18 protein-coding genes are annotated in these 21,669 nt (G+C 68.0%); 13 read left to right on the top strand and 5 right to left on the bottom strand.

Annotation, left to right across the window (positions count from 1 at the left end; translation table 11 throughout):
• Positions 1-5: 5 nt before the first annotated feature.
• Together pdxY and AC04ME_RS11180 are read right to left on the bottom strand one after the other, a co-directional pair.
• Complete coding sequence (gene pdxY, locus AC04ME_RS11185; RefSeq protein WP_042540269.1) at positions 6-857, bottom strand: pyridoxal kinase PdxY; 852 nt, start codon at positions 855-857, stop codon at positions 6-8.
• A gap of 46 nt (positions 858-903) precedes the next feature.
• A complete protein-coding gene (locus AC04ME_RS11180) occupies positions 904-2,211 on the bottom strand; it encodes an aminotransferase class I/II-fold pyridoxal phosphate-dependent enzyme (protein WP_042540271.1) in 1,308 nt (435 codons plus the stop codon).
• A gap of 112 nt (positions 2,212-2,323) precedes the next feature.
• Between AC04ME_RS11180 and pdxS the strand changes: the two genes are divergently transcribed.
• From pdxS to AC04ME_RS11155, 5 genes are all read left to right on the top strand, one after another.
• On the top strand, positions 2,324-3,217 hold the full coding sequence (gene pdxS / locus AC04ME_RS11175; RefSeq protein ID WP_311878870.1) for a pyridoxal 5'-phosphate synthase lyase subunit PdxS: 894 nt from the start codon (positions 2,324-2,326) through the stop codon (positions 3,215-3,217).
• Positions 3,207-3,809 carry a pyridoxal 5'-phosphate synthase glutaminase subunit PdxT gene (gene pdxT / locus AC04ME_RS11170; RefSeq protein ID WP_042540275.1) on the top strand — a complete coding sequence of 201 codons (603 nt, stop codon included), beginning with the start codon at positions 3,207-3,209 and terminating at the stop codon, positions 3,807-3,809. Before pdxS ends, pdxT begins: the two co-directional genes overlap by 11 nt.
• Positions 3,810-3,883: 74 nt before the next feature.
• Positions 3,884-5,347: a DUF3375 domain-containing protein gene (locus AC04ME_RS11165; protein ID WP_475434984.1), complete on the top strand. Its 1,464-nt coding sequence runs from the start codon at positions 3,884-3,886 to the stop codon at positions 5,345-5,347.
• Positions 5,340-5,999 (top strand): DUF4194 domain-containing protein, encoded by a 660-nt coding sequence (locus tag AC04ME_RS11160; RefSeq protein ID WP_079113980.1) that lies wholly within the window; start codon positions 5,340-5,342, stop codon positions 5,997-5,999. The genes AC04ME_RS11165 and AC04ME_RS11160 overlap by 8 nt, the downstream gene beginning before the upstream one ends.
• Positions 5,996-9,355: an ATP-binding protein gene (locus AC04ME_RS11155; protein ID WP_475435054.1), complete on the top strand. Its 3,360-nt coding sequence runs from the start codon at positions 5,996-5,998 to the stop codon at positions 9,353-9,355. Before AC04ME_RS11160 ends, AC04ME_RS11155 begins: the two co-directional genes overlap by 4 nt.
• Positions 9,356-9,384: 29 nt before the next feature.
• Here the strand turns inward: AC04ME_RS11155 and AC04ME_RS11150 are convergent, their stop codons facing one another.
• A complete protein-coding gene (locus AC04ME_RS11150; RefSeq protein WP_042540592.1) occupies positions 9,385-10,764 on the bottom strand; it encodes a pyridoxal phosphate-dependent decarboxylase family protein in 1,380 nt (459 codons plus the stop codon).
• A gap of 157 nt (positions 10,765-10,921) precedes the next feature.
• Between AC04ME_RS11150 and AC04ME_RS11145 the strand changes: the two genes are divergently transcribed.
• The 8 genes from AC04ME_RS11145 to AC04ME_RS11110 all read left to right on the top strand — a co-directional run bounded on the left by AC04ME_RS11145 (position 10,922) and on the right by AC04ME_RS11110 (position 19,518).
• A complete protein-coding gene (locus AC04ME_RS11145; RefSeq protein WP_042540590.1) occupies positions 10,922-11,683 on the top strand; it encodes a YebC/PmpR family DNA-binding transcriptional regulator in 762 nt (253 codons plus the stop codon).
• Between the two features lie 45 nt (positions 11,684-11,728).
• Complete coding sequence (gene ruvC, locus AC04ME_RS11140) at positions 11,729-12,313, top strand: crossover junction endodeoxyribonuclease RuvC (RefSeq protein ID WP_056376957.1); 585 nt, start codon at positions 11,729-11,731, stop codon at positions 12,311-12,313.
• 9 nt (positions 12,314-12,322) lie between these two features.
• On the top strand, positions 12,323-12,928 hold the full coding sequence (gene ruvA, locus AC04ME_RS11135; protein WP_042540586.1) for a Holliday junction branch migration protein RuvA: 606 nt from the start codon (positions 12,323-12,325) through the stop codon (positions 12,926-12,928).
• The gene (gene ruvB / locus AC04ME_RS11130) at positions 12,921-13,946 is read left to right on the top strand and encodes a Holliday junction branch migration DNA helicase RuvB (RefSeq protein WP_042540584.1); all 1,026 of its coding nucleotides are present in this window, start codon (positions 12,921-12,923) and stop codon (positions 13,944-13,946) included. Before ruvA ends, ruvB begins: the two co-directional genes overlap by 8 nt.
• Positions 13,947-14,026: 80 nt before the next feature.
• A complete protein-coding gene (locus AC04ME_RS11125) occupies positions 14,027-14,428 on the top strand; it encodes a preprotein translocase subunit YajC (protein WP_042540582.1) in 402 nt (133 codons plus the stop codon).
• 52 nt (positions 14,429-14,480) lie between these two features.
• Positions 14,481-16,211 (top strand): protein translocase subunit SecD, encoded by a 1,731-nt coding sequence (gene secD / locus AC04ME_RS11120; RefSeq protein WP_309688701.1) that lies wholly within the window; start codon positions 14,481-14,483, stop codon positions 16,209-16,211.
• Entirely contained in the window at positions 16,211-17,200 is a 990-nt protein-coding gene (gene secF / locus AC04ME_RS11115; RefSeq protein ID WP_475434980.1) for a protein translocase subunit SecF, read from the top strand. Before secD ends, secF begins: the two co-directional genes overlap by 1 nt.
• A 68-nt stretch (positions 17,201-17,268) precedes the next feature.
• Positions 17,269-19,518, top strand: a complete 2,250-nt coding sequence (locus AC04ME_RS11110; RefSeq protein WP_042540575.1) for a RelA/SpoT family protein — start codon at positions 17,269-17,271, stop codon at positions 19,516-19,518.
• On the opposite strand, the gene AC04ME_RS11105 is transcribed toward AC04ME_RS11110, so the two are convergent.
• Positions 19,505-20,056: a type IV toxin-antitoxin system AbiEi family antitoxin gene (locus tag AC04ME_RS11105; protein WP_052492944.1), complete on the bottom strand. Its 552-nt coding sequence runs from the start codon at positions 20,054-20,056 to the stop codon at positions 19,505-19,507. The two genes, AC04ME_RS11110 and AC04ME_RS11105, sit on opposite strands and share 14 nt — an antisense overlap.
• A 61-nt stretch (positions 20,057-20,117) precedes the next feature.
• Complete coding sequence (locus tag AC04ME_RS11100; protein ID WP_475434977.1) at positions 20,118-21,476, bottom strand: DUF349 domain-containing protein; 1,359 nt, start codon at positions 21,474-21,476, stop codon at positions 20,118-20,120.
• Positions 21,477-21,669: the final 193 nt, after the last annotated feature.

Below are 21,669 nucleotides of genomic sequence, written 5' to 3'. Positions count from 1 at the left end.
GCGGGTCAGCGCACCTGACGCGCGGTGAACTGCATGCGCGGGTTCGCGTAGAACTCCTGCGCCTCGACGAGCTGCAGTTCGCGCGCACCGGACTCGAGGGTCGCCGCGAGCAGGTCGAACACACTCGATGCCGTGCGCTCGAGCGCCGTCTTGGCATCGCCCGTCGCGACGTAGTGCGCCGTGAACAGGGCCGCGGTCACGTCACCCGAGCCGTTGGCCTTCATCGGCAGGCGTGGCGTCTGCACGATCCAGGCGCCGGTCGGGTCGGCGACGAGCATCTCGATGGTGCCCTCTTCGCGGTCGGGGCGCTCGACGCTCGTGACGAGCACCGTGCGCGGTCCCATCGCCATCGCCAGGTCGACCGACGTCAGAGTGGACTCCAGCGTGTCGGGCTCGGTGTCAGTGAGGAAGCCGAGCTCGAACTGGTTCGGCGTGATGATGTCGGCAGCCGGCACGACCTTCTCGCGCAGGAGGATCGGGATGGCCGGCGCGACGAAGCATCCGGACTTCGCGTTGCCCATGACCGGGTCGCAYGCGTACACGGCGTCGGGGTTGGCGGCCTTGACCCGCGCGACGGCGTCGATGATCACGTCTCCGATGCCCTCGCCGCCCTGATACCCGCTGAGCACCGCATCGATCTCCCCGAAGACCCCGCGTTCCTCGATGCCTGTGATGACCTCACGCACGTCGTTCGGATCGATCAACGGGCCGCGCCAGGCGCCGTAGCCGGTGTGGTTCGAGAAGTTCACCGTGTAGACCGGGAGCACCTCGACGCCGATCCGCTGCAGAGGGAAGACTGCGGCGGAGTTTCCGACATGGCCGTACGCGACGGCGGACTGGATGGAGAGGATCTTCATTCTCCGATCCTTTCAGTGAGGGCGGGAGGGGTCCCGCGGCGGGTGTTCATCGCACGGCTGCGACGAGGTCGGCGACGAGCGTCTCCGCGTCGTCTTCTGACAGGTCATGAACGGTGAGGCGCAGGTGGTGTGAGGGCTCGGCCCGCTCGTCGAGGGCGAAGTCGTCTCCCGTGCGCGCCAGCCAGCCACGTCGCATCAGTCGCTCGGCGACGACCCTCGCCGGTTTCGGCAGCCGCACCCACAGGCTCAGTCCGTCGGTGGCGGGGGAGTCGAGTCCCTGTTCCCGCAGACGATCCGCGAAGGCCGCGTTCCTCGCGGCGTAATGCTCTCGGGCCTCGGCGATCCGTGAGACGACAGCGTCATCGGTGAGCTGGGTCAGAGTGAGGCGCTGCAGCAGGTGGCTGACCCACGTGGTGCCCGGGCTGAGCCGCATGGCGAGGCGCTCGGCCGTCGTCGCGTCCGTCGCGGCGATCGCGAGGCACATGTCGGGTCCGAGGAATTTCGAGACCGAGCGCACGAGGGCGAACCGGCGGTGCTCGGGTCCGATGAGGGACTCGTACGGCCGATGGGACAGCATCGAGAAATGGTCGTCTTCGATGATCAGCACATACGGGTGGTCAGCGAGCACGGCGCGCAACTCGGCGGCCCGGGCGGCAGTGAGGCTCGCACCGGTCGGGTTCTGTGCACGAGGAGTGCAGATCACTGCGCGGACGCCGGCATCCAGCGCCTCACGCAGCCCCTGGACCGTCATGCCCTGGTCATCGACGGGCACGGGGATCGCACGGTACCCCCCGAGGCGCACCGTGTGGATGCTGGCGAGGAAGCAGGGGTCCTCGAGCGCGACGGCGTCGTCGCGCATCAGCGCTTGAGCGAGAAGGCGCTCCACGGCGTCGACAGCCCCGCTGGTCACGGTGATGCCGAAGTCGAGGTGGCCGATGTCGCCGGCGATCCACTCGCGCGCCCATTCGTCGAGACCGCGGTCGATGACGGGTTCTCCATAGAGCACGGGTCGCCCGGCGACCGTGGCGAGCGCCTGCGACGGATCGGGGATCAGCCGGGGATCGGGGTTGCCGGTGCCGACGTCGCGCAGCACCGTGTCGGACGCGTATCCCTCCTGGGCGACGGCCTCGAGACCCGTGATGACCGTGCCGGCGCGACCGCGCGAGATGACGATCCCCGCCTGGGCGAGCTGTCGGTAGGCGGCGACGGCGGTGTTGCGGTTGACGCCGAGAGTCGCCGCCAGCTCGCGGACAGGCGGAAGAGGGCTGCCTGCACGCAGGACTCCGCGGTCGCGCAGCCCGCGCACGCTGTCGGCGATGTCCGCTGCGGTGGTTCCCGTGATCTGGTCGCTCATGTGTCCTCACCTCCGATTCTAGGTCGTTCCGGACAGTGCTACTGTTTGGCCTAGATCAAACGAGACATCGTTCGACACCCATGCACATCGTGCTTCCCCGACAGGAGCTCTCATGACCGAACAGCCCACCACCGGATCCTCGCGCGTCAAGCGCGGTCTCGCCGAGATGCTCAAGGGCGGGGTGATCATGGACGTCGTCACCGCAGATCAGGCGAAGATCGCCGAGGACGCCGGCGCCGTCGCCGTGATGGCCCTCGAACGGGTTCCCGCCGACATCCGCGCCCAGGGCGGAGTGTCGCGGATGAGCGACCCCGACATGATCGACAGCATCATCGCCTCGGTCTCGATCCCCGTGATGGCCAAGGCCCGGATCGGTCACTTCGTCGAGGCGCAGGTGCTGCAGGAGCTCGGCGTCGACTACATCGACGAGTCCGAGGTGCTGTCGCCCGCCGACTACGTGAACCACATCGACAAGCACGGCTTCGACGTGCCGTTCGTCTGCGGTGCCACGAACCTCGGTGAGGCACTCCGCCGGATCAACGAGGGTGCGGCCATGATCCGTTCCAAGGGCGAGGCCGGCACCGGCGATGTCTCCGAGGCGATGAAGCACATCCGCAAGATCCGCGGCGAGATCGCCGCGCTCACCGCGCTGCCCAAGGACGAGCTGTTCGTCGCCGCCAAGGAGCTGCAGGCGCCGTACGAGCTCGTCGCCGAGATCGCCGAGACGGGCAAGCTCCCCGTCGTGCTCTTCGTCGCCGGCGGCGTGGCCACGCCTGCGGATGCCGCCATGATGATGCAGCTGGGCGCGGACGGCGTGTTCGTCGGCTCCGGGATCTTCAAGTCGGGCAACCCCGTCGAGCGCGCGAAGGCGATCGTCAAGGCGACCACGTTCTTCGATGACGCGAAGGTCATCGCCGAGGCCTCGCGCGGCCTCGGAGAGGCGATGGTCGGCATCAACGTCTCCGACCTCCCCGCACCGCACCGCCTGGCCGAGCGTGGCTGGTAGACCCGCAGTCGGCGTGCTGGCCCTGCAGGGCGACGTGCGTGAGCACGCCGCCCTGCTGGCCGGGCTCGGTGCCGACGTCGTCCTCGTGCGGCGCCCCGAGGAGCTCGCCGCCGTGAGCGGCCTCGTGATCCCCGGTGGCGAGTCCAGCGTGATCGACAAGCTCTCGCGCACCTTCGGGATGCAGGAGCCGATCCGTGCCGCGATCAGCGCCGGGCTTCCCGCGTATGGAACGTGTGCGGGGCTGATCCTCCTCGCAGACGAGGTGCTCGACGGCATCGACGGACAGCAGTCGTTCGGCGGTATGGACATCGCCGTCCGCCGCAATGCCTTCGGGCGTCAGACGGAGTCGTTCGAGATGTCGCTCGAGGTTCCGGTGCTCGGCGAGCCCCCTGTGCACGCGACCTTCATCCGCGCTCCGATCGTGGAGCGGGTCGGTCCTGATGTGGAAGTGCTCGCCACGCTGCCCGACGGCGGGATCGTCGCGGTGCAGCATGGGTCGCTGCTCGGCACCAGTTTTCATCCCGAGGTCGACGGTGAGACGCGCTTCCACGAGATGTTCCTCGAGCGGGTCCGAGATCGCAGCGGTCGATGACATCGATCCATGGCGACCCGCCATGCACCAGAGCATGACAGGCCGTGGTCCCAGGTCGGACTAGTCTCTTTCGAGTGACTGGATCCAGGGCTGAGACCGCGTACGCGCGTGCCATCACCGCATTCAGCACCCCGACACTCGATCTTCTCCACGGCCGATTCGCTCCGTTCGTCGTCGCGTCGCTCACCCTTCTGTTCAACGCCGACCGGGCATCGGTCGCGGTGGCGGATGCGCATGCCGAGCTGGCCGAGGTGCTGGATGAGCTCCGCGCGGCGGGGTACGACGAAGACGACAGAAGACTGCCGTCCGGCAGCGGACGTGACGTCTGCCGCAACTGGGTGCGCCTGGGCTGGCTGATCCAGCAGATCGACGACGACATCGAGGTCTATCGCCTGTCGGCGCACGCCGTCGCCGCGCTCGAGATATCCGGCCGCACCGGCGGCGGGCGAACGCGAGTGTCGAACTCGCGTGTGCGCACCCTGCTCGATGCCGTGGAGCATCTCTCGGTGAGCGCGGAGGTCGACCCGGTTCGTCGCCTCTCCCGGCTGCAGGCGGAGCGCGACGTCATCGATGCGGAGATCGCTCGCATCCAGGACTCCGGACGCGCGGAGCCTGCGGATGACGAGGAACTCCTCGAGGAGGCGGAGAACGTCCTTCATCTGGCGCGCGAGCTCCCCGCCGACTTCACGAGGGTCGCCGAGTCGCTCAGAGCGATGCAGCGCGACGTCGTCGCCCACCTCCGGAGGGACGAGCGGCCGACGAGCGAGGTGCTGCGCGAGTATCTCCAGCGCGCCCAGGACGTGATGCAGTCGACCCCGGAGGGGCGTGCCTTCGCAGGTGCCCTGCGTCTGATTGGCGACCCCGAGCGCATCGACGCCCTCACTGAGCAGCTCCGCGGACTCCTCGACCAGCCGATCGCGCGCATGCTCGACGGCACGCAGCGTGCCGAGCTCGATGCGATCGCGCGACGCGTGGAGCTGGGGGTGGAGGAGGTGCTGGCCGCACAGCGCCGCGCCTCGCATGTCATCACCGGTCAGGTGAAGACCCACGACCCGTTGCGTGACCGTCAGATCGACGACCTCCTCCGCGACGTCATCGCAGGACTCCACGGGTGGTCGGGTCCGGCCGCGGTGGTCGATCCTGTGCGCAGCATGCCGCTCGCCGACCTCGGGCATCTCCGTCAGACGACCAGCGACATCCGCCCGCCGCGAGCTCCGGCCCCGCTCACGGATGCCGACGACGTCGACTTCCTCGATCACGACACGCGTGCCTGGGGTGGTCCGAGGTATGCCGAGCTCGAGGAGTACGTCGCCGGTCTCGGCGCGCAGTTCGATCTCGCCGAGGCGTTCCGGGCGGTGCCCGACGCGGCTCGACGCCCGGTCGACCTCCTCGGCCTGCTCGAGATCGCCCACCGCAACGGCCTCGCGGACGGCGACGGGATCTCGACGGTGGAAGCGCTGAGGCCTGACGGGACGACTCGCCGCTTCGCCTTCGGCGCCGTGATCGCCCGCAGCACGAAAGAGGATGCAGATGAGTGACGACGACCTCACCACGGCGGTCGCCGACGAGGGGTTCATAGCCCCTACGGCGATGGAGGACGACCTCGAGGCGCACTTCCCGGGTGACCGCGGCACGCTCGACCCCGAGATCAGACGTGTGCTCGTGCACCTTCTGCAGCGCCGCTTCATCTCGATGGAGCGCAACCGGCGCGAATGGACGCTGCTGATCGAGCACCAGCACGTCATCGAGTCGCGGCTCAACGACATCTACCTGCGGCTGATCATCGATCACGCACGCGGATTCGCCTACAAGCAGCAGCTGCGCTCCGATGAGGTCGAGATGCCGGTCCTGCTGAAGGATTCGCCGTACTCGCGGGCCGAGACGCTGGTGCTGGTGCACCTGCGAACCGTCTACCAGCGCGAGTCGGCGTCCGGCGAGGGATCCGTGCGGATCGACATCGAGGACGTCGAGCAGACCGTCCTCAGCTACTTCGCCGACACCGACGGCGGAACCGCGAAGCAGCAGAGGGCGATCCGCAGCGCACTGGACCGGCTGGACCGAGAGGGCATCGTGCAGGAGGAGACCAGCGGGCGGTATCGGATCACCGCGCTCGTCGAGGTGGTGCTCAGCGCCGAGACGCTCAAGGAGCTGCGGGAGTGGCTGCGAGCCCAGGCGGTGGTGGCGCGATGACGATGATGGACACGCTCTTCGGGATGATCCCCGCGAGCTCCCGCGGCCAGCAGTGGGTGGCCGAGGAGCTGCAGCTCATCAACTGGGGCGGATACGACGGGGGGCCGCACCGGGTGCGGTTCTCGCCGGATGCGACCCTGCTGTGCGGTGGGTCGGGGTCTGGAAAATCCACGCTCATGGACGGCTACATCGCCCTGATGATGCCGCACACGACGCCGTTCAACGGCGCCTCGAACGGCGGTGTCACGGGGCGTCCGCGGGGCGATGAGCAGCGCAACATCCTGTCGTACGGGCGCGGCAAGATCGACGAGTCCCGAACGGACGAGGGCACGAAGCTCCGGGTGCTGCGCGGTGACGGCGAGGACACCTGGAGCGCCGTCTCGATGACCTGGTTGGATCACGACGGCTCGCGCTTCACGGCGGTCCGCGCGTGGTACATCCCTGCGGACGCGCGAACGCTCGAGGACACCACGAGAGTGCGAGCCACGGTCGACGGCGCATTCGACCTCGCGCAGCTGGAGCGCGCCGCGTCTCACCGCCTCACCGACACGTCGGTGCGAGCCGTCGGACTCGACCCCGTCGCGACCGACCGCGAGTTCTCGGCCCGGCTGCACGCCGTGCTCGGCATCGGCGCAGCCGGCTCCGGGGCGAAGGCGATCAGTCTTCTCGCCCGCATCCAGGCGGGGCAGCAGATCACCACGGTGGACGATCTGTACAAGAAGCTCGTGCTCGAGGAACCCGAGACGATGGCGACCGCGGACGCGGTGGTCGCTCACTTCGACGAGCTGGAGAGCACACGCACCCGGATGCTGGTCGCCAAGCAGCAGGTGGCGGCTCTCGAGCCGATCCGCGGGATATCCCAGCGCATCGAGGAGGCATCGGAGCGGATGCGGGTCGTGGACGAGGTCGGGGTCTTCTCCGAGTCGAACTCGCTCGCGGCTCTCTGGAGCGCAGAGCGTCGTCTCGACCTGCTGCGCGAAGTGGAGGTGGATCTCCGCGACCGAACCCACGCGCTCCAGCTGGCCGTGCGCGAGAAGAACGCCCTCATCGCCGCCGCGGACAGCGAGCGGGAGGGTCTTCTGGACGTCCTGCGGCAGTCCGGAGGCGATCGCCTCGAGACCGCCCAGCGCGAACTGCGCGGCGTCGAGCGCCGTCTCGAAGATGTCCGGCGTGAGCGGTCCCGTTTCGACGCCGTCGCCGGCGAGCTCGGCATCGAGGTGCACGACGCGGCCGCGTTCGAGAGCCTGCTGACCCGTATCGGACGGGAGCTCCCGCAGGCAGGGATCCGAGGTGCCCGCGCCGCATTCGCCGACGCCGAGTCCGCTCGCAGAGCCGTGGAGACCGAACTCGCGCAGGTGCGCGCCGAGCGAGACCGCTCCCGAGACCTGCGGGGGAGCATCCCGGCACATCTGCATGAATCGAGAGTCCTGCTCGCTCAGGCCGCCGGGCTCGCCCCGACGGATCTGCCGTTCGTCGGCGAGCTGATCGAGGTGCGCACCGAGTTCGAGCCGTGGCGGGAAGCATTCAACCTGGCGCTCGGCGGGTTCGCACGGACACTGCTCATCGACGTCTCGAACCTCGGACGATTCCGCGCGGCCATCGACTCGGTGCGCACCACGGAGCGGATCAGCTACGAGGGAATGCACACCGGTCTCGCCGAGTCGCGGCCGGCCGACCCGAGAACGCTTCCGGGTCGACTCGAGCATCGGTCGACGCCTTTCACCGGGTGGCTCCAGCAGCGACTCCGCGAGCGGTTCGACTACGTCTGCGTCGATTCCTCGGCCGAGCTCGCCGAGCATCCTCGCGCGTTGACGATCACGGGACAGGTGTCGCAGGGCGACCGGGGGTCCCACGGCGGGCATGGCCGCGCGAACCTGCTCGGATTCTCGAACGCACGCCGTCTGCGTGAACTCGACGAGCAGGTCAGCGAGCTCGAGATCCGACGGGATGCCGCGTCCTCGGCGGCTGCCGAAGCGGAGGCGGACCTGGACCGGATCGAGGCCACCGCGAAGGCGCACGCGAAGATCGAGGATCTCACCTGGGAGCAGATCGACGTCGAGGCCGTCGAGGCGGAGCGTGCGCGCTGGCTCGCGGTCGAGGCGGAGGTCACCGTCGAGAACCCGAAGATTGCCGAGCTGCGTTCGCAGGCCGAGGAACTCAGGAAGCGGGCGGGTCGTCTGCGTGACGAGAGCGCCCGTCTCGGGGGCGACCTGACGCTCGCCCAGGACCGTTGGGTCGAAGTGACGGACCAGGTCGACGCCTCTCAGCGGATCGTCGATGCGGCGGAGGCCGCGGAGATCGCGCTCGACGAGCGGCACCGTTCCTTCCTCGACGCGCGCTTCCTCGGTGCGGAGGCTTCCGTCAGCGTCACGGCGTCAGAGCGACTCGCCCATCTCGACTCCGCGTTGCGCACCGCCGCGACCAGGCTGCTCGAGGACCGCACGTCGGCGGCCACGGCGCACGCCGAGCAGCGCGAGCAGATGCGACGCCTGATGACCGGGTTCCTCGAGCGCTGGGACACCCTCACGATCCTGCCCGACCCCGACGAGTCGGTCGCGGAGTTCGAGGGGATCCTCGATGCGCTGGAGACCAACGGCCTGCACGAGCTGGAGTCCGAGTGGCGGGACAGCCTTCTCAAGCTCTCCGGAAACGATCTGACGAGTCTGGACTCGACGCTCGGGCGCGCGCTGCGTGAGATCAAGAATCGCATCGACCCGATCAACCGGATCATGGAGGAGCTGCCGTTCTACGACGACGAGCACCGCCTCCAGATCACGCCGCGCGAGAATCAATCGGAAGCGCGCAGACGATTCCGCAAGGAGCTGCGCGAGGTGCGCGGCCTCATCGACACGGCGGGGACGGACGCCGATCGCGAGAGCGTCTACCGGAGGATGAGTCGTCTCATCGCTCGGATGCGGCGGACGGCACCGGACTTCGCCGAGCTCATCGACGTGCGCAACCACGTGCGGGTGAGTGCGGAGCGGATCCATGCCACGACCCGGGAGCACGTCGCGCTCTACGACCACATCGGTGAGAAATCAGGTGGAGAGTCGCAGGAGCTCGTCGCGTTCATCGTGGGCGCCGCGCTGCGATACCAACTCGGCGACGCGGGAGCCGAGCGTCCCCGCTACGCGCCGGTGTTCATGGACGAGGCCCTGATCAAGGCGGATGCGCACTTCACGAAACGTGCGATCGGCGCGTGGCGGGGTCTCGGCTTCCAGCTCGTGATCGGAGCGCCGAACGACAAGTACAGCGCGATCGAACCGCACGTCGACGTGGAGTACGACATCCTGAAGGACACCCGCGGTCGCTCCTGGGCTCGTCCGAAGGTGGGCCTGCCGGCCGGGGGCGAGTGATCGCGGGCGAGTGATCGAGGCGAGTCGGATCAGCCCGACACGAGTGTTCGGATCGCGCCGACTGTGCGATCGATGTCGTCTCGGGTCGTCGCCCAGGACGACATCGAGCATCGCAGCGCCGCGCGACCACGCCACGCGGCGCCTGTCAGGGCAGCTGTGCCCTCGGCGAGCACGGCCTCGCCGAGGGCTCGCGTCGCGTCGTCGGAGTCGAGTCGGAACATCACCTGGGTGTAGTCGACGTCGTTGAGGATGCGGATGCCGTCGATCGAGGCGAGTCCGGATGCCATCGCGATGGCGTTCTCATGCAGTGCGTCGATGAGACGCGCGATTCCCTGGCGCCCGAGGCTGCGCATCGCCGCCCAGGCGGGCACGCCTCTGGCCCGCCTGGAGAGCTCCGGAGTGACATCCCAGGGATCGAGGCTCGTGAAGACGAGATAGTCACCGCCGGTGCGGAACGCGGCGATCGAGTCTGCAGGATCGCGGACGATCGCCATTCCGCAGTCGTACGGAGCATTGAGGGTCTTGTGCGCATCCGTCGCCCAGGAATCAGCCAGACCCATCCCCTCGGTCAGGCGGCGAAGCGAGGGCGACGCCGCGGCCCACAGCCCGAACGCGCCGTCGACATGCACCCACGCACCGTGCTCGTGCGCGATCGGGATGAGCGCGGCGAAGTCGTCGAACGCGCCGGTGTGCACCTCGCCCGCCTGAAGGCAGACGATGAGCGGCCCCGTGGCCTGATCGAGGGCGTGCTCCAGGGCCTCCGGTCTCATGCGGCCCTGGTCATCCGATTCGATCACGACCAGCTCGTCGGTTCCTATCCCGAGGAATCGAGCCGCCCGATCGATCGAGCCATGGCGATCGGCGCCGACGACGAATCTCACGGCGGGTGCGAGCCGAAGCCCCCTCTCCGAGAGATTCCAGCCGCTTCGTGCGAGAACGGCGTTGCGCGCTGTCGCCAAGCACGTGAAGTTCGCCATCTGGCCGCCCGTGACGAAACCGACGCTCGCGCTCTCAGGCAGTCCGAACAGGTCGAGCATCCACTGTCCGGCGATGCGCTCCATCGCGACCGTCGTCGGGGTGAGGGTCGCCGACCCCGAGTTCTGGTCCCAGGTCGACACCAGCCAGTCTGCGGCGAGAGCGGCGGGGTGGGTGCCTCCGATCACGAACCCGAAGAAGCGGCCTCCCGGAATCGCGACGAGGCCCGGATCACCCCGTCGTGCCATCTCCTCGATCACGCTCGCGGCATCCGTGCCCTCCTCGGGCAACGGACCCCCGAACGCCGACATCATCTCGTCGAGGCTCGCCCGCGGCCACACGGGTCTCTCGTCGAGCGACCCGAGAAAGTCGATTGCTGCGCGGTGTGCGGCTTCGAGGCCGCGGGTTCTGTCATCGACGGCTCTTTCGTCCATGAGTCAGGACTACACCTGCGCTGCCCGTGATGCCAGAGGGTGCTGACCGCCCTCCCTGCGAAACGGGTGGGACGTCCGCCACAGCTCACGGGCGTGGTTCGATAGAATGGACGACGCCCTGGGCAGTGCCCACGGCGGATACGACGAGCGGAGAATAATGTCCGGGCATTCCAAGTGGGCCACCACGAAGCACAAGAAGGCCATCATCGACTCCAGGCGCGCGAAGTCCTGGGCCAAGCTCATCAAGAACATCGAGGTCGCCGCCAAGCTGGGCGGAGCTGACCTGCAGGGCAACCCGACCCTTTTCGACGCCGTGCAGAAGGCGAAGAAGACCTCGGTCCCGAAGGACAACATCGACCGCGCGGTGAAGCGCGGAGCGGGCATCGGTGGCGAGGCTGTCGAATACACCTCGATCATGTACGAGGGCTACGGCCCCAACGGCGTCGCCATGATGATCGAGTGTCTGACCGACAACAAGAACCGCGCGGCGGCCGAGGTGCGCACCGCGCTCAGCCGCAACGGCGGAACGCTCGCGGACCCCGGCAGCGTCGCCTACAACTTCAGCCGCAAGGGCGTCATCGTGGTCGGATCCGAGGGGACCACCGAAGATGACGTGATGATGGCCGCTCTCGAGGCCGGCGCCGAAGAGATCGAGCCGCACGCCGAAGGCTTCGAGATCATCACCGAGGCCACCGATCTCGTCACCGTGCGCAGCGCCCTTCAGGAGGCGGGAATCGACTACGAGTCCGCCGACGTCGAGTTCGTTCCGAACCTCAAGGTGGAGATCGACGCAGACACGGCCCGCAAGATCTTCCGCCTCATCGATGCGCTCGAAGACAGCGAGGACGTGCAGAACGTCTTCACGAACTTCGACCTCACGCCCGAGGTGCAGGCCGAGCTCGAGAACGACGACGCGTAGGCGCGGCGTCGCCCCGGGATCCGGGGCGACGCATAGCCTGGGGGAGTGACCTCCTCCTCGCTTCGCGTGCTCGGCATCGACCCCGGTCTCACCCGGTGCGGTGTCGGTGTGGTCGACGTTGATCGGGCTCGTCGGGGCACGCTCGTGCACGTCGGGGTCATCCGCTCCGAGCCCGATCTGCCGATCGGTGAGAGGCTCGCGCTGGTCGCGGCCGGCATCCGCGAGGTGATCGAGACCCATCGGCCCGACGCCGTCGCCGTCGAGCGGGTCTTCGCACAGCAGAACACCCACACAGTGATGGGCACGGCGCAGGCGAGCGGCGTGGCGCTGCTGCTCGCGGCCGAGGCCGGTCTTCCCGCAGCGACGCACACTCCGAGCGAGGTGAAGGCGGCGGTGACCGGCTATGGTTCGGCCGACAAGCGCCAGGTGCAGGCGATGATCGCGCGCATCCTCCGCCTGGATGCTCCTCCGCAACCGCCGGATGCCGCCGACGCGCTGGCGATCGCCCTCTGCCACGCATGGCGACGCGGCGCTGCCGGCGCACCAGGGCAGGAGTCGCTGACACCGGCGCAGAAGGCGTGGGCTGATGCGGAGCGTGTCGCTCGAACATATCTACGATCCGGTGCGTAGGCTGGTCGGATGATCTCCTCGCTGCACGGCGCTGTTCTCCACTCGACCGCCGATCAGGTCATCATCGACGTCGGTGGCGTCGGATTCTCGGTCGCCGTTCCCGCCGATGTCGCGCACACCGCGACGGTCGGCGAGAAGCTGCTGCTGCACACGAGCCTGATCGTCCGCGAGGACTCCCTGTCTCTGTTCGGATTCGCCGATCGCAGCGAGCTGGAGATCTTCGGACTGCTCATCAGCGTCACGGGCGTCGGACCGAAGTCGGCGCTCGGGGTGCTCTCGCACCTCACCGTCGACCAGATCGCCGAGGCCGTGACCGGCGAGGACGACGCGCCGTTCCGGCGTGTCTCCGGTATCGGACCGAAGACGGCCAAACTCATCGTCCTCCAGCTCGCAGGCAAGGTGCACCCCGTCGGCGCCGGGTCGAAGCCGGTGAAGACCGGCCCAGTCGACGTCGTCGATCAGGTCACCGCCGCGCTGGTCGGCCTCGGGTGGTCCGAGAAGGTCGCCGCCGAGGCCGCCGCGCAGACGGCCGCCGAGGCATCCGAGGCAGAGCGAGCGTCTGTCGCGCCGCTCCTGCGCCGCACTCTGGCTCTCCTGGGGCCGGCGCGTGTCTGACGTCCGCGACGCCGCCGAGCCGGCGGACGACACCGAGCTCGCCATCGAGGGTGCTCTGCGCCCCACGAGCCTGGGCGAGTTCGTCGGTCAGCAGAAGGTCCGTGGGCAGCTCCAGCTCCTGCTCGATGCGGCGCGGATCCAGAACCGTCCGCCGGATCACATCCTGCTCGCGGGTCCTCCTGGACTCGGCAAGACCACGCTGGCGATGATCGTCGCGCATGAGAGCGAGCGCCCGCTGCGACTCTCGAGCGGACCCGCGATCCAGCACGCCGGCGACCTCGCCGCCCTGCTCTCGAGTCTCGTGCCCGGTGAGGTGCTCTTCATCGACGAGATCCATCGAATGGCACGCTCTGCGGAGGAGATGCTGTACCTCGCGATGGAGGACTTCCGCATCGACATCATGGTCGGCAAAGGCGCGGGAGCGACCAGCATCCCGCTCGACCTCGCCCCGTTCACGCTCGTCGGCGCCACCACTCGCTCGGGCCTGCTCCCGAACCCGCTGCGCGACCGCTTCGGATTCACCGGCCACCTCGAGTTCTACGACGAACCGGAACTCGAGCGCGTCATCGATCGCTCCGCTCTCATGCTGCGCGTCGATCTGCCGCGGGATTCGCTCTCTGAGATCGCCCGCCGGTCGCGGGGTACACCGCGAATCGCGAACCGCCTGCTCCGACGGGTGCGCGACTATGCGCTCGTCCACGGCGGCGGGGAGGCCTCGCTGCACGGGGTCCGGGCCGCGCTCGAGCTCTACGACGTCGACCCGATCGGCCTCGACCGTCTCGACCGCGCCGTGCTCGAGGCTCTCGTGCGTCGCTTCCGCGGCGGGCCGGTCGGCCTCAGCACGCTCGCGGTGGCTGTCGGCGAGGAGGCGGAGACCGTCGAGAGCGTGGTCGAGCCGTACCTCGTGCGCATCGGATTCCTCGGTCGGACCCCGCGTGGTCGAGTGGCCATGCCGGAGGCCTACGCCCACCTGGGGATCGCGCACCCCGATGGGGCGCTTCGACTTGATGACCTATAATCACTGAAGACTTCCCCCGATAGAACTGCGCGCCCGTCTGTGGTGCGCGCACCTGAGAAAGGCCCTTCGCCACCATGCCCATGGAAATCCTCCTCTTCGGCCTTCTCGCCGTGCTCGTCGTGTTCATGTTCGTCAACGGACGCAAGCGCCAGAAGCAGATGAAGGCGGAGCAGGAGGAGAAGGCCACCAAGACGGTTCCCGGTGTCAAGGTGCTCCTGCAGGGCGGTCTCTACGGAACGATCGTGGCGTACGACCACGATGACCTCGACTCGCCCGCGCTCGTCGAGATCGCGCCCGGCACGGTCATCGAGGTGCACAGCCAGGCGATCCTCCGCATCGTCGAGCCCAAGGACGCCGTCGTCGAGGATGCTGACGACTCGGTCGTCGTGGTCGATGAGGCGCCCATCGTCGATGACGCTCCTGCGATCGAGACCACCGAAGAGACCCGTCGTCGTCTCGAGCGCGACGCCGACGACAAGTAGTCTTCGCGCTGCACGACTTCGGCACTCCGGCATCTTAGAAAGCTGATCACACGTGGCCACTTCTTCCCCGGTCCGTCATGCCTGGCGGGTCCTCATGGGCCTGCTCCTGGTGACGGGCGTCCTCTTCGGCATCAACGCTCTCGGCGTCCACGTGTTCGAGAAGAGCTCCTGGTCTCCTGAGCTCGCGCTCGACCTCCAGGGCGGCACGCAGATCGTGCTGAGCGCGGAGACCGAAGACGGAGCTGCGCCCTCGCCGGAGCAGCTCGATCAGGCCGCGGCGATCATCCGACAGCGCGTCGACGCGTCTGGCGTGGCCGAGGCAGACATCACCACTGAGGGCGGCCGCAACATCGTGGTCCAGATCCCGGGTGTCGCCGACGAGCAGACGCGTGCCCGGATCCAGTCCAGCGCGCAGCTCGAGTTCCGCCCGGTGCTCGCCACGACCGCAGGCACCAACCAGTACGTGGGTGAAGACGGCAACGAGACGGCCTATCCGACTCCGGACGACTCGCTGAACGCGACGCCGACGGCCGAGCCGACGGATGCGAGCGACCTCGCATGGGTGACAGACCGGCTGGCCGCAGAGTTCCAGGCCTACGACTGCGCCAACCCCGACAACGACCCCTCGAACGCGCCCAAGGATCAGCCGCTCATCGCGTGCGATCCCTCCGGGCAGGCGAAGTACCTGCTGGGACCGACCGAGCTCACGGGCGATGCGATCACGGACGCCTCGGCAGGCCGTGACCCGAGGACGGGCGCATGGCTCGTCCAGCTCACCATGAACGGAGACGGCGCCGAGGCATTCGGCGAGGTCAGCACCCGCCTCAACCAGAACCGCCTGGCTGAGCTCTCGCCGCGTGACCAGTTCGCCTTCGTCCTCGACGGGTCCGTCATCAGCGCACCGCGCATGAACGGGCAGATCCTCGACGGCCGCCCCAGCATCTCGGGCGACTTCACCCAGGAATCCGCGACCGCCCTGGCTGACCAGCTCAAGTTCGGCGCGCTGCCGCTCAGCTTCGAGGTGCAGAGCTCCGACACGATCTCGGCGACCCTGGGCACACAGCAGCTCCAGATCGGCCTCATCGCCGGACTCATCGGTCTCGCTCTCGTGGCGATCTACTCGCTGATCGTGTATCGCGCGCTCGGAACCGTGATCATCGCCTCGATCGCCGTGATGGCGGTGCTGACCTACGTCATCATCTGCATCCTCGCGTGGCGACTCGGGTTCCGCCTGTCGCTCGCCGGCGTCGCGGGTCTCATCGTCTCGATCGGCTTCACCGCCGACTCCTTCATCGTCTACTTCGAGAGGATCCGAGACGAGCTGCGCGACGGCAAGTCGATCACTTCGGCGGTCGAAGACGGCTGGGGCAGAGCCAAGCGGACCATCTACATCTCGAAGTCGATCAACATCCTCGCGGCCGTCGTGCTATACATCCTCGCTGACTCCACGGTGAAGGGCTTCGCCTTCACACTGGGCCTGACGACCCTCATCGACGTGTTCATCTTCGTGATCTTCACCCACCCGGTGATGCAGCTGCTCGCTCGCACGAAGTTCTTCGGCGGCGGACACAAGCTCTCCGGCCTCGACCCCGAATCGCTGGGCGCGGTGTACCGCAGCCGGTCGCAGTTCCGTCAGGTGCCGACCGCCACGGCGGGGCGCGGTGCGAAGAACGCCAGGGCCAAGGGTGAAGCCGAGCGCCGTCAGACCATCGCAGAGCGCAAGCGCGCGGAAGCACTAGCCGGTGACAGATCCAGCCGCACCGGAAGCGAGGGGGACGCCTGATGGCTTCCATGAATGAGTTCGGCAACAACCTGTACTCGGGAAAGACCTCTTTCCCGTTCGTCGCCAAGCGCCGCCTGTGGTTCATCATCGCGATCGCCCTGGTCGTCGGTTCGGCGCTGGTGCCCCTCCTGCGCCCGATCCAGTTCTCGATCGAGTTCACCGGCGGGTCGCAGTTCACGGTTCAGGCGCCCGACAGCACCAACCAGCGGACCGCGACCGACGCGGTGCAGTCCGTCGTGCCGGGTGCAGCGACCAAGGTCGTCGTCATCAACGGCAGTGACATCCGCGTGCAGACCGATCAGATGGGCGCGGATGAGACCCAGCAGGTCTCCAACGCTCTGGCCGATGCCTTCGGAGTCGAACCCGACAGCGTGACGTCGTCGTTCATCGGCCCAGCATGGGGCGAGAACGTCACCAGGCAGTCGTTGTGGGGACTTGCGATCTTCCTCGCACTGACCTTCCTGATCCTCGCCATCTACTTCCGCACCTGGAAGATGTCCGCGGCTGCGATCGTCGGCCTTCTGGATGTGCTCGTGATCACCGTCGGCGTCTACGCCCTCGCCGGTTTCGAGATCTCGCCCCCGGCGGTGATCGGTTTCCTCACGATCCTCGCCTATTCGCTGTACGACACGACGGTGGTGTTCGACAAGATCAGGGAGAACACGACGGAGGACGGCGAGAACTCGTCTCGGACGTTCGGCGAGTCGGTCAACCTCGCGGTGAACCAGACGCTGGTCCGATCGATCAACACCTCGGTCGTGGCCGCTCTGCCGGTGGGAGCGGTGCTCTTCATCGGCGCCTTCTGGCTCGGTGCCGAGTCGCTCACGGACATCTCGCTCTCGATCTTCGTCGGCATCCTGGTCGCGACCTACTCGACGCTGTTCGTGGCTGCTCCGCTCTACTCGCTGTTCCGCGAGAACGAGCCGCAGATCGCGGCGCGCGACGCGAAGATCCGCGAGGCGCGAAGCCTCGCAGCCGCAGAAGCCTGATCGTCCCCGCTCCTCGGGGCCGCACCCCGCAGGGCACGCGTAAACTGTTGTGATTCGGAGGTGAGCGGATGGCGGAACCGCAGACGGCGTCGCAGGGCTCCAGCCTGAGACGACTGGTTCCCCGCATCTTCTCCCGCGCGCCCAGGATCAACGACCTCGACAATCTGATCCGCACGGTGCGTGCGAATCACCCCAAGGGCGATCTGGCCGTCATCGAACGCGCCTACGCCGTCGCGAAGGAGAAGCACGCAGGGCAGCAGCGGCAGAGCGGTGAGCCGTACATCACGCACCCGCTCGCTGTCGCACAGATCCTCGCCGAGATGGGCCTCGGCCCTCGAGCGATCGCCGCAGCGCTGCTGCACGACACCGTCGAGGACACCGGCTACGCCCTCACCGACCTCACCGCGGAGTTCGGCGACGAGGTCGCGATGCTCGTCGACGGCGTCACCAAGCTCGACAAGGTCAAGTACGGCGAGAGCGCGCAGGCCGAGACCGTCCGCAAGATGATCGTCGCGATGTCGAAGGACATCCGCGTTCTGCTGATCAAGCTCGCCGACCGGCTGCACAACGCCCGCACCTGGGGCTTCGTCCCTCCTGAGAAGGCCGCGAAGAAGGCGAAGGAGACGCTCGAGATCTACGCGCCTCTCGCCAACCGCCTCGGCATCCAGGCGATCAAGTCGGAGCTCGAAGACCTCTCGTTCGCCGTGCTGCATCCGAAGATCTACAACGAGATCCACAACCTCATCGCGCAGCGCACGCCGCAGCGCGAGAAGTATCTCGCTCAGGTCGTCGAGGAGATCGACGAGGATCTGCGCGATCTGCGCATCCGCGGCAAGGTCGTCGGACGCCCGAAGCAGCTGTACTCCGTCTACCAGAAGATGGTGGTGCGAGGCCGCGAGTTCGACGACATCTACGACCTCATCGGCATCCGGGTGCTCGTCGCCTCCGTTCGCGACTGCTACGCCGTGCTCGGGGCGATCCACGCGCGGTGGACCCCTCTTCCCGGGCGCTTCAAGGACTACATCGCGACCCCGAAGTTCAACCTGTACCAGTCGCTGCACACCACGGTGATCGGTCCGTCCGGACGCACGGTCGAGATCCAGATCCGCACGCATGAGATGCACCAGCAGGCGGAGTACGGTGTCGCCGCACACTGGATGTACAAGGAGCGGATGAACGGCGGGAAGGCCGAGGTCCGCGCGTCGGACAGCGACATGGCCTGGCTCGCCCACATCTCCGACTGGCAGGCCGAGACGGCCGACCCGGGGGAGTTCCTCGACTCCCTGCGGTTCGAGATCGGCGCCAAAGAGGTCTACGTCTTCACTCCCAAGGGTCGCGTGGTCGGTCTCCCGGCCGGTGCGACACCCGTCGACTTCGCCTATGCCGTGCACACCGAGATCGGTCACCGCACGATGGGCTCGAAGGTCAACGGTCGTCTCGTGCCGCTGGAGTCGGAGCTCAAGAGCGGCGATGTGGTCGAGGTCTTCACCTCGAAGAACCCCGACGCCGGTCCGAGTCAGGATTGGCTCGGCTTCGTCAAGAGCACTCGCGCGCGTAACAAGATCCGCGGATGGTTCACGAAGGAACGTCGTGAAGAGGCCATCGAGCAGGGCAAGGAGGCCATCGCTCGCGCGATGCGCCGCCAGAACATGCCGCTGCAGCGGTTGATGAGCCAGGACTCGTTCGCCGAGGTAGCCCACCAGCTCCGCTACGAGGACGTCTCGGCCCTGTATGCCGCTGTGGGCGAGGGGCATGTCTCGACGCAGTCGGTGCTCGAGAAGGTCACCGCGCTGGTCGCGGCGACCGACCCCGCCACAGGTCCGATCGACCTCCCTGGCAGCATGCCCTCGCGCGAGCCCCGCTCCGGCGATTCCGGAGTGCTCGTGCGTGGTGCATCCGACATCCTGGTCAAGGTCGCGAAGTGCTGCACCCCGGTGCCCGGCGACGCGATCGTCGGGTTCGTCACCCGTGGCAGTGGCGTGTCGGTGCACCGCACGGATTGCCCGAACGTCAAGGCGCTCGAGAGCGACGAGGACCGATTCGTCGAGGTGTCCTGGGCGCCGACGACCAAGAGCGTGTTCCGCGTGCAGATCCAGGTCGAGGCTCTCGACCGTTCGGGTCTTCTCTCGGATGTGACCCGTGTGCTCAGTGAGCACCACGTCAACATCCTGTCGGCGACGGTCAGCACCACGGACGAGCGCCTCGCGATCAGCCGCTTCGTGTTCGAGATGGGCGATGCCGTGCACCTCGACCGCGTGCTGAACGCCGTGCGTCGCATCGATGCGGTGTACGACGTCTACCGCGTCACCTCGTCCTGACGAGGAGCCTTTCGAGTGCACCGCGACCGGCCCGCTTTCCCGGCACGCGGATCATGGTGTCGATCTCGCTGAGTGCGACCGAGACGAGGGCCGGCTCGGTGTCGGCCAGCAGCAGCATCCATCGCCGCAGCGACTCGTCGCGGTGCAGGCCGAGGGCGAGATCGACCATCGTGCGCTGGGGCGTCATGACGGGCACCCCGCCGATCAGCTCGATGTGCGTGCGAGACAGCGCGGTGTCGTGCAGAATCACCCGAGGGGGCAGCGCTGCGCGGATGCGGTGGCCGACCGCACGTCGGACATGGTGGCGAGCGGGCGGAGCATCACCGGCCCCGTGAATCCATGCGGCCGATGGACCGGAGGCAGCTGTGTCGGCGGGGACGAGGGCCGCGATCGCAGCCGCCCTCGCGCTCGGGCTCTCGATGAGATCGGCGGGAATGTAGCCCTCGCCGAGATCGACCAGGTGCCCGTCGATCCTCGCCGCGCTGAGCTCGGGGATCGTGAGCCGTTCACCGGGCAGATACAGGAACGCGGGGTGCATCACGCCAGTCTGGCGCGGTGCACCCCGCGTTCCGTGTCGATCGGAGGATCTGTGGAGAAGGTCAGCCGCCGAGCGCGTTCAGCCAGGCGCGGCGCGCTTCGAGAGCATCCGCTGCGGCCTTGGCGGCCTTCTTGTCTCCCGACTTCTCTGCGGCGGCGAGCTCGGCCTCGAGCTTCTCGATCGCCTCGAGGAGCTGCGAGCTCATGTCGTTGGCGCGCGCCTTGGTCTCGGGGTTGTTCTTCTTCCAGTCGACTTCTTCACGAGCCTTGAGAGCCTGCTCGATCACGCGGAGGCGATCGTCGAGCGCCCGCTCCTTGTCTCGGGGGAAGATGCGACCGATCTCGTCCCACTGGCGCTGGATGCCGGTGAGCAGCGCGCGGGCGCGCTTGATGTTGGGCTCATCGGCCACGGCCTTCGCCTCTTCGAGCAGAGCCTGGCGAGCCTCGATCTTCGGAGCGGAGTCTGCCTCTTCCGCAGCCGACTGCTCGGCCCGTGCCGAGTACAGCGCGTCTCCCGCCGCCTTGAACCGTGCCCACAGCGCGTCGTCTGCCTTGCGTCCGGCGCGGCCGGCGGCCTTCCATTCGTCGAGCAGGGTGCGGTACGCAGGGATGCCGTCGACGCCGCGCGGTGCGAGTGCCTCTGCGCGCTCGACCAGACGAGTCTTCGCGTCGCGGGCGGTCTTGTGCGTGTCGTCGAGCTCGGAGTAGAACGCGCGGCGTGCCTTGTCGACCGTGCCGCGTGCATCGCGGAACCGCTTCCAGAGCTGCTGCGAGACGCCCTTCGACAGGCGCGGACCGTTCTGCTGCTGTGCCTGCCAGGCGTCGAAGAGCTCGCCGAGCTCAGCGGTGACCTGCTTCCACTGCACCTTCGACAGGTCGCGGGCGGCGATCTCCTCGGCACGCTCGACGAGGGCCGTGCGATCGGCGATGGCCTTGTCGACCAGTTCCTTCGCCTGCTGGGCCTCCTGAGCCGTCGCCTCGGAGAGCGAGGAGGTCAGGGCGTTCAGTCGCTCGCGGAGTCCGGCGAGGTCGCCGACGGCGGCCGCATCCGTCGCCTCGGCGAGAAGGTGGCCCGCCTGCTTGACGAGGTCGGCGGCGGAGGCGCCCCCGGCCTGATGGCGCTGCTCGAGCGTGTGCACCTTGAAAGCGATGTCCTCGTACTTGCGCACGAAGTAGGCGAGCGCCTCGTCGGGGGTGCCGTCAGGGTACTGTCCGACGACGCGCCAGTCCGCGCCTTCGCGGACCTCGACGGTGCCGTCGTCTGTGAYGCGACCCCACTTGGCGGCGTCGGACGACGACGCGGCGCTGGCGGCGGCCGCGGCCGGCGCGACGGCAGCCGGCGTCGGCACCTTTCGCGGCAGGGGCGCAGCCGGGGGAGCGGGAACGGGGGGAGTCGGCTTCGACGGCTCTGTGGCAGACACGGTGATTCTCCTTGCGCGGTAGGGCCCGCGGGAGGCGGAAAGGACGAGCTTCAGCCTAGTACGAGAGCGAGGTTGCAATGTGGTGGTCGGATCTCACAATGGCCGTTACCGATCTGTGAGCGAATCGTTCGACGCACGAAACACCGGGCGTCACATGCGGGAAACACCAGGCTCCTATCGTCGCCTTCACGAC

It is taken from the genome of Microbacterium sp. LjRoot205 (assembly GCF_056175745.1).
Note: the sequence above shows the minus strand (reverse complement) of the source record. Positions and strands in the feature narration are given on the sequence as shown.